At 48.2% G+C, this 14711-nt stretch carries 7 protein-coding genes; all 7 read right to left on the bottom strand.

Features of this window, described 5'->3' with window-relative positions; translation table 11 throughout:
* Positions 1-162: 162 nt before the first annotated feature.
* Entirely contained in the window at positions 163-2667 is a 2505-nt protein-coding gene (locus tag BT_RS15640) for a glycoside hydrolase family 31 protein (protein ID WP_011108625.1), read from the bottom strand.
* A 34-nt stretch (positions 2668-2701) separates the two neighbouring features.
* Complete coding sequence (locus BT_RS15645; protein WP_011108626.1) at positions 2702-4480, bottom strand: glycoside hydrolase family 66 protein; 1779 nt, start codon at positions 4478-4480, stop codon at positions 2702-2704.
* Between the two features lie 13 nt (positions 4481-4493).
* Entirely contained in the window at positions 4494-6008 is a 1515-nt protein-coding gene (locus BT_RS15650; RefSeq protein WP_011108627.1) for a SusF/SusE family outer membrane protein, read from the bottom strand.
* 36 nt (positions 6009-6044) lie between these two features.
* Complete coding sequence (locus BT_RS15655; RefSeq protein WP_011108628.1) at positions 6045-7535, bottom strand: RagB/SusD family nutrient uptake outer membrane protein; 1491 nt, start codon at positions 7533-7535, stop codon at positions 6045-6047.
* Positions 7536-7550: 15 nt separating this feature from the next.
* Entirely contained in the window at positions 7551-10550 is a 3000-nt protein-coding gene (locus BT_RS15660) for a SusC/RagA family TonB-linked outer membrane protein (protein ID WP_011108629.1), read from the bottom strand.
* Positions 10551-10737: 187 nt separating this feature from the next.
* The gene (locus BT_RS15665; protein ID WP_008761694.1) at positions 10738-12390 is read right to left on the bottom strand and encodes a DUF6377 domain-containing protein; all 1653 of its coding nucleotides are present in this window, start codon (positions 12388-12390) and stop codon (positions 10738-10740) included.
* A 100-nt stretch (positions 12391-12490) separates the two neighbouring features.
* Positions 12491-14695 (bottom strand): glycoside hydrolase family 2 protein, encoded by a 2205-nt coding sequence (locus tag BT_RS15670; protein WP_008767356.1) that lies wholly within the window; start codon positions 14693-14695, stop codon positions 12491-12493.
* Positions 14696-14711 lie beyond the last annotated feature (16 nt).

The raw sequence follows: 14711 nt of genomic DNA on the forward strand, positions 1-14711 counted from the left end.
GCTGAAATGAATGACAGCGTGACGGCAAATCTTTCCGTCACGCTGCTGTCACAGGTTGCTGTCACGGTCTTATGATTTAATTATCAGACTATTGTCACAGGTTTAGTGACAGATGACAGCAATTCTTCAAATTTATATCTTTATGTAGGCGTTGAGTTCAAGTCATAAACGCAGGGAAATCCGACTTTCTTCCCCTCGGTCCGGCATACGAAGGCTGCAAATACCGGTCGCCTTATCCCAACTCCACACCATACTTTCAGTGTCATCGTCCGGATTCTCTTCCAGACGTTCCGGCTTCACCTTCTTTACTTTCTTGCCTTGCACGGTAACTCCTTTGGGAGCCGTCTTCAGATACATACGGAAAATAAAGTTTCGGGGAGCGGGCACTGCATACCCTTTTCCTTCACGGGCACCAACCGAAAGAAGATAACCACCCTCCTCCGTCCGGAAGCGAACGGGAGTTTTGGCAAACTCATCCCGTTGATAGCCGAGGTCTTCTCCCTCATCTTCGTACAAAGTGAACGAGGCCTCCTCTCCTTTTGGTGCCGGAAATACTTCAAAGATCAGCGGATAGACCGGTTTCTCATGCGTGTAGTTCATCACCGGCATGGTGGGGATGATGGAACCCTGCTTTACAAACATCGGGATGCACGACAAGGGAGCTTCCACGGTAGTCCACTGTTCTCCGGTATAGACTGTTTGTTTATTGTTGTAGTCAATCCAAGTGCCTTCGGGCAGATAGACATTCTTCGTACGTGCCCCCTTCTTCACCACCGGAGCTACCAGCAGCTCTTGTCCGAACAAGAACTGCCCATCGGTAGAGAACGTTTCCATATCCGCCGGATATTCCAAAAAGAGAGGACGCATGATAGGCAATCCCGTATCGTGAGCTTCGCGGGCATACGTATAAATATAGGGCAATAAACGATATTTCAGTTCGATGGCCTCCTTCGCGTTCTTTTCCGCTTCCGGACCGAAGAGCCACGGTTCTACCGGATTATCTCCCTCATGATGAATACGGCTCAAAGGATTGAATGCACCGAACTGTATCCAGCGGGTATAAAGTTCCGCAAAGGGGTGATAGTCTTCGATGTCTCCGCAATACCCCGTAATGTCACAGGTAGTAAACGGAATCACTCCCAGCCCTGCGGAAAGAATCACCGGAATCTGATTAGCCAGTTGCCCCCAGCCCTGCAATACATCGTCTCCATTTCCGCAATCTCCCGTCCAACCGAACGTATAACGCTGCAATCCCGCATAAGCGGCACGGGTCATCTGAAAGACGCGACGGTTCGGATTCCGTTTCTCGAACTGCTCTTTGACCACTTTATCCCAAGTCAGTCCGTAGACATTATGGATTTCGTCGTGCATACCCAGGTGATGTTTCATCACAAGGCGTTCGGTCTGCTCTTCGTTGCTCCATGCGGGTTCTCCCATATCCGTCCAGAAGCCGGAGATGCCATCGTCAATGGGTTTCTGCTGATAGGTTCCCCACCAGTCGGCTACGGCAGGTAAGGTAAAATCCACTACCCCACAATTTCCGCCCCAAGGCCACGGCATGTCATAACTCTTCCCGTTCGTGCTGTCCTTGACAAAATATCCCAGACGGTCCGCTTCCTCCCATTGCTTCTTGTTGGCTTGCGAGATGACCGGGTCTTGCGATACGACTACCTTGAATCCCATTTCTTTCAGATCGGCAAGCATCTTTTTCGGATGCCCGTAGTTGCCCTTCCGCCATTCGAAGTCCTGTAGATGTTCCGTCCAGCCGATGTCCTGATAGATAATATCACAGGGGATGCCGCGTGTCCGGTAGCCTTCGGCTATTTCGCGGCTCAGTTTCTCGCTTGTCAGCAGGCCACGGCATTGCGCAAAGCCCAATGCCCATTTCGGAGGCATGATAGGTTTGCCCGTCAGTCCTACATACTGACTCAGGATTTCCTTATAGTCCTTGCCGAAGATGAAGTAGTAAATCATCTCCCCGTCCGGCGCCTCGAAGCTGTAATAATCACGGCTTTCCGTTCCGAACTTAAATTCTGTCTTATACGTATTATCAAGGAAAATACCATACCGGTAACTGCTCATAAAGAAAGGGATGCTCTTGTAAAGAGGGTCTTCCACCACACTGTAACAAGGTTTATCGCTGTTCCACATCTTGTAAGATTCTCCTCTGCGGTCCATCTTGCCGGTCTTCTCCCCAAGCCCGAAGAAATGCTCGTCACGGCGAAGCGTTTTATATTCCACCTTCTTCGTGCCTTCGCTTACGTGTCCTTTATCGGCATAGTCACTGAAGAGGAGTTTCTGATATTTGTCGAATATCTGGATGCTCATCGGCGACTTGTTCACCCGTATGCGCAGCTTCGAGGTAAATATCTCATAGCAGGCGGCCTGTTCGTCCACATGAACCGTTCCCACATCTTCCAGTTCTTCATTGATCACGGCAAAGGAAGCGTTTCTCCGTTGCAGCTTCCCGTCCGGCGAGAACCAGATTCTTACCACGGAAGGACTGCAAAGTTGCAGTTGCAGCGCGGCACTGTCCGCCAGGTGAAAAGTCACCTGACGTCCCTGCTGCGTAAAAGAGGTACATATACTTTTTGCGTTTTCTGCCCAGACCAACGCCGGAAACATCAGACACAACATCCACACCCCAAACTTATATCTAATCTTCATACCTATCGTTTTTAGTTATTCCGTTGCAACTGCCTTATTCAGCTACAATCATTGTCCAGTATTTCAAGGCAGGCAGTGTGAAGGAGACTACCCCGTTCTCCTGCGTAAATGCCAGTTCCTGCAAGGCTCCTCCGTGTACATCCGGTGATGCCACCCACAATTTATTCACTTTGGCGGGCAGGTTCATCTGCAAGGTCGCTTTCGTGATCAGGGCAGGTTCGGGCATGGTGCCGTCCACGTCCCGCCAGCTAAGGCTGTTCGCCTGCGAGAAGTTAAGCAGATGCACTACTTGCTTGCCGTCTACCTGCTTGGCGTAAGTAGTGACCGACCCCAACTTTGGAGGCCATACGTTGAGTTTCATTTCTCCGTTGGTACAGTTCATAGCGATGCTGTTCTCCGTTCCGCCATCGCGGAGCAGGTTCTGATAAGACGTGAGGAAGTCGTAGTAGTGAACCATTGCCGTTTTCAGTTCCTCGCTCATCGTCAGGTTGTCGTTCGGGAAATATTCTTTGCACAGCATATGGTCACCACCCAGTTCGAGATGCGAGCCACCCAAAGCGAACATCACCGCATCCGTCAGCAGGATGCCCGCTGTATTGAACTCTCCCCGATGATCCGCCTTATTATAGTTCATATAGGCAGCGAAAACCGTATTCAGCTGATTATTGCCATACACTCCGTTTTCATACAGGACGGCTTTCAGATGGGTAAAGTCCGCCTCATCCGCCCACATCTCATTATAGAAGAAATCTACTTTACCGGTTTCTCCGATCTGACGGGCACCGTAGCGGCTTACGGCATTCATCACCAGACTCTTGTCGGGATGCGCCTGCTTCATGGCTTCGATAAAAGAAGCATATCCTTCGCGGAGGTTGACCGGTGTACCGTTGTAGTTGTAAAGCGTTCCCCGCTTGCCCAACTGGTCGATCTGATAGCCGTCGAAGGCGAAGTTCGCATACACGTCGTCATTCCGTTCCGCCATATATTGCTGCCATTCCTTGTCGGAAGGATCTACCAGATAGATATTGCTCTTCCATCCGCTTGGCAGGTCGTGACTGTCTTTCGTGGTATGCGAAGCGTCCTTAAACAGATACCATTCTTCTTTCACCCCGTCGGAAGCCGCATCCTTCAATGCCCCGAAACAAAGATTATAGAACATGGACTTCATTCCAAAATGTTGTTGTGCCTTGATATAATTCTTCACAGAGCTTGTATGGACAGGGCGGTTCGCAATGTCGAGATATTCCTCGTCCAACTGCGTGCGTGTGCCGCCCAGCGGCCAATGATGTTTATTGTGCCAGTCCTGAAACTGTACCCAGTTGATGTGATGGCGGTTCAGATAGGCCATCTCTTCCAGTGTTTTCTCTTCTGTCTTGACTCCGTCGAAATCTGCCACGAAGCCATATCGGGGGAAACGTGCCGGATGGCTGGATACATCTACCGCAATCGTACCGACGATGACATCCGTACCGTTTTCCTGCCGGTAAAGTTCTGCCATGTATCCTTTGAAATCGGTGGAAGGAGCCTTCCATGTCCAGTTCGTACCGCTGACCGGTTCTTCTCCGACTATTTCTCCCAAAAGGCGATAGCGTACCTTTGTTCCGGCAGGCAAGGCATCGGCGGCAGTGAAAGTCACTGTCTCGTTCGGTTTATAAAAAGCCTTGTCAGTTGTCAGTTCCACGCATAAGTCCGATGTCACCGGAGTTACTTCGGTCACACTGCCCGACGCTCCTCCGTTCTGTGGGTTCGATTCATGATCGTCGCTGCAAGACAGACACAGGAAGGCAGCCACCAAATATATTATCTTCTTCATCTTGAATACTTGTTTATTGTTTTACAATTGAAATCGTTTCTTTCAACTGGTCAATCGTAATCCGATACGAGCCAGCTTCCTGAATATTCCATTTATTGTCCAGACTGCCGAGGTCTGTATCCGGATACATATTCTTCAGTTCCGCATCCGTTTTACTGGTAAATAAGGCTGTCTCCACTTCACCGGTCGGTGCCTTTCCGCTCTTGTCCGCCATCAGCCAGTCTCCGTTCCAGTCGGACTGCTTGTCGCAGGAGATCTTCATCTCCCCTGTATTCAGTGTACCGCTCCAGGTAAAGATGTAAGGGCTGTCGGCACTTTTAGCCATCGGGGTGGCGTTGTCGATGCTCCATCCGTTCGGAGTGGCATCGCCTACCAGATACAGTCCTTCGTAGGGGGTAAACGGACGCATCAGCATCTTTTCCTTTCCCTTGGCTGTGAGGAACAGCACTTTATAGGCCTTGCCGCATTCGCTTTCCTTCATTTGCCATTTATTGTCTTCACCTCCCAGTACAACTGAAGTGGAAGTATACGGAGCGTTCCCTTCGGTGGGATGGAAGAAAGCATCCGACTGACCGAAGTCCGTCACGGAAGTAAACTTAAAATCACCGTCCGCCTTCCACGGAATCACGGCACCATAATGGAACAGATTCATCTGAACGGCATCTTTAGACAGTGCCTCGAATCCCCAGCCATTATCGCCGGTAAAGGAGCCGACAATATAGAATTCTTCAAAGCGCCATCCGATGTTTTCCGTTTCGGTCATGGTCATTGTCAGGTCGAGCAGGTCTACCTTGACTATATAGGTCGCTTCCTTGCTGACTGTAAACGGTTCGTCCGGTTCGTCGCCCGATGTGCGGTAGATAAGCCGTAGTTCTTCTCCGGCAGCGGCATCCCGGTTGTAGGATGGAAGAAATTCTCCCAATGTCGTTATAAACTTGAATACACCGGTATTCAGCTTTCCTGTCCACGTAAACTGTCCGTTGTCCGTGCGCTCCATAGGCGTCGCTTGATCGGCGCTCCATCCGTTAGGGGCAGCTTCTCCGATGAGGTAAAGCGTCGGAGTAACCGGTTGATAAGTAGTCACATCCAGCGCAACTGTGGCACGCTGCTCCTTTTCTTCCATTCCGGCAACAGTAGCGGTAATGCGTGCTTCCAGCGATACTTTTTCGGCATAGCCGACGCCTAGCTGCGTGTTCAGAAACTGATTGAGTTCTTCCGTTTTCTTCGTCCACTGATAAGTTCCCGTTCCTAAATCTACGGAATAGGCACGGGCGAAGTCTGTTCCCGCCTTGGCTATTTCCAGTGTATAAGAGATGCGGTTCCCGCTTCCGTAGTTTGTTCCCGTAGTCCATGAAAGCGTTAACGCTTCCTGAGTGTGATTCTTTTCGTTCAGTACGATCTCCTGCTGATTCACCGTAAGAGTCAGCGTATCATGTCCCTTGTCCGTCTCCATATAGTCCTCGGCGCAGGAAACCATCGCTCCACCGATGAAAAGAGAACACAGTATCTGATATATATATTTCTTCATCATATGATCTGTCTAAATGAATGATTGTAAAAGCAATTAATAACCGGGATTCTGAGTCATCAGATTGTTAGAGTCCATCTCTGTCTGCGGGATGGGCAGCAGCAGGCGTTCCTTCGTCACCTGATTCTTGCCGATAGATTTCAGGAACTCAATCGCATAGTTACCATTATTGATGCGAATCATGTCAAACCAGCGATGTCCCTCAAAAGCAAGTTCCATCCGGCGTTCGTGAATAATCTTTTCCCGCATTGTTTCCTGATTCAAGGTAGTCGGTACATCCGCCAGTCCGGCACGCTGACGGACGATATTCAGAGGTGCGGCAGCCTGATCGGGATGTCCCAGTTCGTTCAGCGCTTCCGCCTTCTTCAACAGGACATCCGCATAACGGTATACCACGAAGTTATTCGGGTTGGTATTATATTCCGGCGAAACGGTCTTCGACACAAGGAACTTCCGGACGTTGTAACCTGTATTCGACCACGAACGTCTGTACTCCATGCCGTCGAAAGCAGGACAGCCTTGATATAACACGGTCACATCTTTGCGCAAATCGCCCGCTTCGTACTCTTTGATAAATTCTTCCGTAGGCAGATTCCATCCGTAAGCGCCTGCCACCATGCCGGAGTTACGGGGTCCCATGAAGGTCGACAGCCAGGAAGACTGGTTATCCCCTCCCCAGAAATCGTATTCCGTACTGCCGGAGTATTGTACTTCGAAAAGGGATTCCGCACCGTTATTGATCGTAGCGTCGAAATTATCGGCATACTTGCACTGAGACAAATCATATCCCATCGCAGTAATCTGGTCGCACAACGTAACAACTTCATTGTAATAATCCCGATGATTGGGCGCCAGCGTCAGGTAAATATCTGCCAGCATAGCCATCGCCGCCTCTTTGCAGGCACGTCCCTTGTCATTTTCTCCGTAACTGCTCTTTGGGGGAAGCATATCCACCGCATTCTTACAGTCCGAAAGAATCTGCGCATATACCTCATCTACCGTATTGCGGGCAATATCCGTCGACTGTCCCGGCTCAAAGGGCTGTAGCCGCAAAGGTACGCCACCATAAAGACGGACGAGGATATAGTAGTAATGAGCACGCAGGAAATATGCCTCACCCATGCAACGGTCTTTTATCTCATCGGAGATGGCAGCCGAAGGCAGATTGGAAAGCACGATATTACAACGTCCGATGCCTACCCACGGAGAACGCCATACGTACAGGGCAAAACCGTTGTCGCTCTGCGCTATAAAGTTAGCCGCCTGAACAGTTTCCAGTCCGTCGGTTCCTCCCCCGGCGCCTACCTCGCTGTTGCCGGCAAGGATGTCGAGGCTCCACAGGCGCTGATTATACATATTGGACGACTGCAACGTCTTATAGCAGGCAGTAGTCAGTGCTACGGCAATCTCATTGGTCACTTCCGATTCGGGGTCCACACCGTATTTGGGGTACTTATCCAGAAAATCACTGCACGATGTCAAGGCAAGTACGGCAAGTATCATTATAAAAGTCAGTTTCTTTTTCATTTTCTTCCTCCTGATTTAAAAGTTAAAGTTCAAGCCCATACTGAATGTACGCGAGATAGGGTAACGGCTGCTGTCTATACCGTTGACATCCACCTCGGGGTCGAAGCCCGAATATCTGGTGATAGTCGCCACATTCTCGCAAGAGAAGGAGATACGGGCGTTTTCCAGTTGAATCTTTTGCAACCACTTTTTAGGCAGTGTATACGAAAGGGTGATATTTTTCAGACGGAGATACGAGCCGTTTTCCACAAATCGGTCGGATACGCGGCAGTTCTGGTTCGGGTCGCCCCAGATGGCACGCGGCATGGAGTAGCTTGTGCCTTCTCCTGTCCAGCGGTTCAGTACGGCTGTGGTCTGGTTGTAGGCGGCAGCCATTCCTTCGTTGTCCACATTGTTGGCATTATAAATCTTGTTGCCTGCCACTCCTTGCAGGAAAACGGAGAGTTCCCATCCTTTGTAAGATAGGTTGTTGGAGAGTGAGAAGAACCAGTTCGGATTCGGATTGCCAAGAATCGTACGGTCTTCGTCGTTAATCACTCCGTCGTTGTTCAAGTCTCTGAAGCGGATGTCCCCCGGAGCTGCGCCCGGCTGGGTGGCGTGGCGGTTGACTTCTCCCCAGTTCTGGAAAAGCCCGTCGGTAACGTATCCATAGAAAACGTTGATCGGGTAACCGGCTTTCAGCATGGTCACGTATGAATTGCCTATCTGGTTGATAAACATCGGAGTTTCGCTGTTCAGATCCAGAATCTCATTCTTATTATAGGTAGCCGTTAAAGCGGATTCCCAGGAGAAGATGCCTTTCAGGTTGATGGTACGCAATGTCATTTCCACTCCTTTGTTGCGCATCTTGCCGGCATTGGTGAAAGTCTCGGTAGTATCTTCAAAGCCCGAAGTGATGGGGATGGAAGCCTTCACCAGCATATCGTTCGTATTCTTGATATAAGCATCCAGTGAGAGGCTGACACGCGAATCGAACAGGCTCATGTCCACACCGAAGTTGGCCTGGCGCACTTCTTCCCAATGGATGTTCGGATTGGAGAGAGTGGTAGATACCAAAGCAGTGGAGTTATTGTTTCCGAAAGGATAGACACCCGTGTTGTAGGATGCGACAAATCCATAGTTACCGATTTCCTGATTACCGGTCACACCGTATCCGACACGCAGTTTGAGATCGTTCATCAGGAAGTTATCTTTCGGGAACCAGTCTTCCTGAGAAACACGCCAAGCCAGAGATACGGAAGGGAATGTTCCCCATCGGTTGTTCTTACCAAAGCGGGAAGAGCCGTCACGACGTACGGTAGCCGTCAGGAGGTATTTGTCTTCGTATGAGTAGTTGAGACGTGCCATCAGTGAGAGCAGTGCCCAGTCGCTCTGGCTGCCGCCAAGGCTGTACATCTTTTCTCCGTTGTCCATCTCATGGATATTGTCGAACATGAAGATGTTTTTCTGTGCGTTCAGATAATCGTAGTTATTCCACTGTGCGGAAGAACCTGCCATCACACCTACACGGTGTTTCTTTGCAAAAGTATGATCGAATACGAAGTAGTTGTCCCACAGGTAGGTGAATGATTTGTTGTCGCTTTTGTAGCGGGAAGATTCTTCTACCGGATTCGGTTTCCAGTCGTATGCCGGCGTGAAGTTGTCGGCAAACCAGAACTTGGCGTCATAGCCGAAGGTACTTTTCAGTTTCAGCCATTTAGTGAAGGTGATCTCTCCGGTGATGTTCGCGAGAAAGTTATATCCTTTCGTCTCGTTAGTCATCATGTGAAGCGTACCGATCGGATTGCGGATACTTCCGTACCATTGCGCCTCCTGTCCGGGACCGCTCCAACTGCCGTCGTCATTCTTCACCGGTTGGGTGGGAAGGGCTTTCATCGCATCACCGATACTATATGTTCCTCCTTCTTTTACGTCTGTGCTGAATGTCAGGTTGGTGGTGAATTTCAGCCATTTGTTGACTTGGGCGTCACTGTTCGCCTGAAAATTGAAACGGCGATAATTGACACTCTTCACAATACCGGACTGATCGAGAAAACCGCCGGATACATAATAATGCGCCTTTTCCGTGCCGCCGGAATAGCTGACCGAATAACTCTGCTTCACTCCCGTGCGCAGCATCTCGTCGAGCCAGTTGGTTCCTTTTCCCAATGAAGAAGGGTCTGCCCAGTAAGGGTTGGTGTTATCGTCATTGTTTGAGAGCATATCATTGCTCAATGCTGCATATTGGGCGGCATTCAGCATATCAGGCACTTTGGTTGCATTCTGTATCGCCCAGTTCGCATTGACCGTTACCTTTCCGGCGCCTTCGGCACCGCGTTTGCTGGTAATCATCACTACACCGTTGGCACCGCGCGAACCGTAGATGGCAGTTGCCGAAGCATCTTTCAGCACGTCTACCCGTTCCACATCGGCCATATTCAGAGAAGACAGACCTAAGTCGGTAGGGATTCCGTCGATCACCACCAGCGGGTTGCTGTTGTTGATCGTGCCCAGACCACGGATTTTAATGGTTACATTGTCCCCCGGTTTGCCGGCATCGATAATTTGCACGCCGGATACTTTTCCCTGCATTGCCTGACCGATATTGGCTACCGGAGAGTCTTTGATATCTTTGACTCCTACGGAAGATACGGCGCCGGTCAGGTCGCTCTTTTTCATCGTTCCGTAACCTACTACAACGACTTCGTCCAATACTTCGGTATCTTCCTGCAAGGTTACTTTCAGTGCGGTTTTTCCGTTCACCGAAACAGTCTGCGTCTTATAGCCGACAAAAGAAATGGTCAATGCGCTGTTAGCAGAAACATTTAATGAGAAGTTACCGTCGATATCGGTAATCGTGCCGTTCGTGGACTTGCCTTCTATCACACTGGCTCCGATCACCGGTTCGCCCGTGGCGTCCACTACATGTCCTTTTACTGTAATCTGCTGTGCGAATGCACTAAGAGATAGTAACAAGCCCCACATTATTAATAGGAGGCGATGTTCAAAGCCTTTCGACTTTATACTCTGTTCCATGTACATCAATTTAAAGTTAATATTAGGATTACTTTTTGTTTTCACTGAAACAAAAGTATCCACAATTAAATGCGCTTCTTTTGCCAGATAGCAAAAATATAGTGGTTTATACAGTACAAAACAGCATAAAACACTAATAATAAGAATATTATAGAATAGCGACCGTGCTAAAAAAGTAGTGGATTTCTTACTCTTCCACCTTCCCTATTTTCATTACTTTAGCCTCAAACTCATCCCGTTCGCCGAGTGCCTTGTTGCGGACACGTGTCCGGTAATTATAAATAGTGGTCACAGAGTAGCGGAGGAACTGGGCGATCTTGGTACTATCCGTAATCCCCAGACGAATCAGGGCAAAGATACGAAGTTCGGTATTCAGCAGTTCGCCCTGCTTGGGCTGCATCGGTTCGACAAGTAACGCATTAAACTCTTCCACAAAGTTAGGGAAGAGTTGCAGGAAGGTCATATCAAAGTTTGCGTAGAAGTCTTTCAGCTCTTCTTCGAGGAATTGGGAGGATTTAATAGCTTTATACAACTCTTCTACCCTGCCGGCAGCCGCAATCTTATTCAGAGAACGACGGTATAAGTCCATCTTATCCAGATAGGTGGAACACTGGTCCATGTAGCGGCCGATGTATTCCTCTTTAATATAGTTAGCTTCCGAAAGGGTATGGTTCATCTCTTTCAGTTGCGAATTGGAGTCATGAAGTTCACCATTCAGCTCTTGCAGAAGCGTATTCGTGTCAATCACTTCCCGACGGGCGGCAGCCACTTTCTTCATCTGCTTGTAAACGAAGAATATAGCCACCAGCAAAAAGACGGAAAGCAGACTGATACAAATCAGAGATATCTTCATTTCCTGTTGCTGCCGCTTGGTTTTCAGCTGGTAAGCCTGATCGATGATGGGGAAGACTTGCGAGATTTCCAGTGTACGAAGGCGGGCGTTGCAGAGCGTAGCATCTTCGAGCGAGCATTTCAGATAGTTGTATGCACGGTCAATGTCTCCGTCTTCATATACAAGAGAGGCGAGTTTCCGCAGGGAGACGTATTCCTTGACTGCCGATTTTAAATCGGCGATGGCCGAGAGAGCCAGAAAGTGTTTCTGCCCTTTCTTGTCTCCTTTGAGGCGATAGGCTTCTGACAAGGTATAAGTAATCATCGCCTTGGAATGATCGTCCAGAGAGGGTTTCCGGTAGAAGTCGGTCAGCATGGTTATTGCCTGATCATATTGGGCGTGTACGGTGCATTTGTCGGCCATCACCAGCACATGACCCAATGAGTCGGAGGCATTAGTCTGTAAAAGGGAATCCCGATACAGGTCCGTCATCCGGTAATACTCTTTCTTCTCTTTCTCAGTAACGGCATAATCTCCCATCAACCCGTAAATAGTACGATACAAGTGGTAATAATAGGGATAGAGATAATCAGACAGGGTTTTCTTGTCTATCTGTCCCAACTGCTCCAAAGCTTCCTTGTACATTCCGGTGGTTCCCATCACCTCTGCCATATTCATGGCGGCATCATCCAGATAATCCTGTTTGTTCAAATGAGAAGCCAGTTCCTGCTTCCGCTGTGCATATACATACGAAGAGTCCAGATTATAAGCCCGATATTCGTCGAAAAGCCTGCCGCAAAATCCATAACGCTGCTCATCGGAGGTAGCCTCGGACAGCAACTTCTTCAAATCGGAGATACGTGCTTCTTTTTCTGCACCGTAAGTCTGACGGTTCCTGATAATTCCGTCAATCTCACGAAGCAGCATATCTGTACTCTTATCATCATTTCTTGCGCAAAGCAAACAGGGAAGAACAATTGTCACGAAAATCAAAATAATCTTTCTCATAGCGCCATATGTATTATATCTGCAAAGATAAAAGTCTTTCAGAAACCGACAGCCTTCTTTGAGAAATTATTGCAAGTCTTGGGAATAAAAACGTGTCCGATCAGTAAGCCCTCAAACCGAAATCAAAGCTCATCTTTTTAGTTTCCCGTACTTCGATTTTCAACTCATTCTTTCCTTTTCGCAAATATCGGCAATAATTACTGATATTGTACTGATTATATTGCCTGGTTTGTTTCACCTCCTGCGAAAAGACCTCCACTCCATTCAACCATACCTTCACATCTCCGGTAGCACGCACCCACAAAGACAAATGGCTGAATTCATCATTGACATCAAATGAAGTTTCCGACACAATTTCCGAACGGGGAGGGCAATCGAAAGGCAAAGAGGTCATTTTCGACTCCTGCCCGTTAAGGCTGACTGCACGGCTGACCGCACTCCCATTCTGAGCGTCGGGCACCAAAGTAATGACTTTCGCCGGATTGACATGATATAAACGATCGTGCATGATATGCAACAAGCCTTCCGGAATTTTAATAACTTTCCGGTCATAAGTAATCAGACCATTTACTTCACCTTCGACATCAGTGGTTTGTGTATAAATCGCCGCACTCAGCCCCTGTGCTATCAATGTCTCCAAATCATAGACCAGACGACCATAGTTATCCATCAGCGCCATTGCTCCATCAATATTTTTATATCCCCAGTTCCGCATACCGGGATTCCACAGATGTTCTTTGATGGCCCATCCATACCCTCCGAATTCTCCTAAGACAGAAATCCGATTGCCATTACAAGCGGGCAAAATCATGGAAGCAGACGGATAATTGTGTACATCATACATATGGCCTACTCCTCTGTCTGTCCAGCCGGTTACTCCGTCAATGATACGGCTTTTATCGTATTCCATTACCTTTTCCACTATTTCTACCGTATTATGCTGTCCCCATCCTTCATTGAAGATTACCCACGTTGTGATACAGGAATAAAAACGCAGACGGTCAATCATCTCGAACATCTCCTGTTGCCATTGGTTAGTATGTGATGCGGGTGCATTCCAGTCCGTTTGCGCATTGGGCTTAATATGTTCTTCGTCTTTTCTTTCGGTAGAGAAGCCGGATACCATATCCTGCCACATCATCAAACCCAACGAATCGGCATAATAATAATATTGCTCCGGTTCTACTTTAATGTGTTTGCGTATGGTATTAAATCCCATATTTTTGAGCTGAACCATATCCCAAAGCATTGCTTCTTCGGAAGGAGGTGTCAGCAAACCATCCGGCCACCAGCCTTGATCCAGTGTTCCATACTGGAATATTGGATCACCATTCAGACAAATACGCTGGTAACCACATTCATCTTTGCGGATACTGACCTCACGCATCGCAAAATAGCTTTTTACCTGATCTATTACTTGTCCTTGACTTAACAACTCAATATTCAGATGGTAAAGTTTCGGAGAAGACGGACTCCAAAGAACAGCCTCCGGAACTTCCATTTCTATCTTTGAGGCTAATTTTTGCTCTGTCGTACCCACTACCTTACCTTCGTCCAGTAATTCCACTTTTACTTTTTCTCCTCCTTTGGCTTTAGCTACACTGATGTCCAGACTAACCGTCTTTTTATGAATATCAGCTGTAGGAAGAACCTGAAGAATATGGGTTGAATTTACAGCCTCCAACCACACAGTCTGCCAAATACCGGATACCGGAGAATACCAGATACCTTTCGGCTCCAACTGTTGCTTGCCACGGGAAATTGACTCCGTATCCGTAGGGTCGATAACAGCAACCTCAACAAGTTGCGAACCACCTTTTCTCAGCAATTTGGTTACATCGAAAGAGAAAGGATTATTCCCCCCTTTATGAATGCCCGCCAATTTGTTGTTTACCCATACCTGACATTCATAATCTACAGCTCCGAAATGCAAAATCACTGTTTTTCCTTTCCATGCGTCATCAAGGGTAAAGTTACGCTGATACCACAATTTCTCGGTAGGCAGAAAAGAACGCTGCACCCCCGAAAGGGAAGATTCGATAGCAAACGGAACGAGAATCTGTCCCTCGAACTTCACTTCTTTTTTAGGTGTATCCTGAGTAGTAACCGCATACTGCCATAACCCGTTCAGATTCATCCATTGCGAACGTTGTAACTGAGGACGCGGATAACTCTGCCATACATTTTCCGACGTAACTTTATCAGCCCAAACTGTTTTCATTCTATTTTCTTTCGGGCTTGCTGCGCAAGCGAACGTATGTGCCATAGCACTTACAAATACTGCAATTAGTAGTTTCTTGTTCATAAGTTCCTATCTTTTC

It is taken from the genome of Bacteroides thetaiotaomicron VPI-5482 (genome assembly GCF_000011065.1).
GTDB lineage: Bacteria > Bacteroidota > Bacteroidia > Bacteroidales > Bacteroidaceae > Bacteroides > Bacteroides thetaiotaomicron.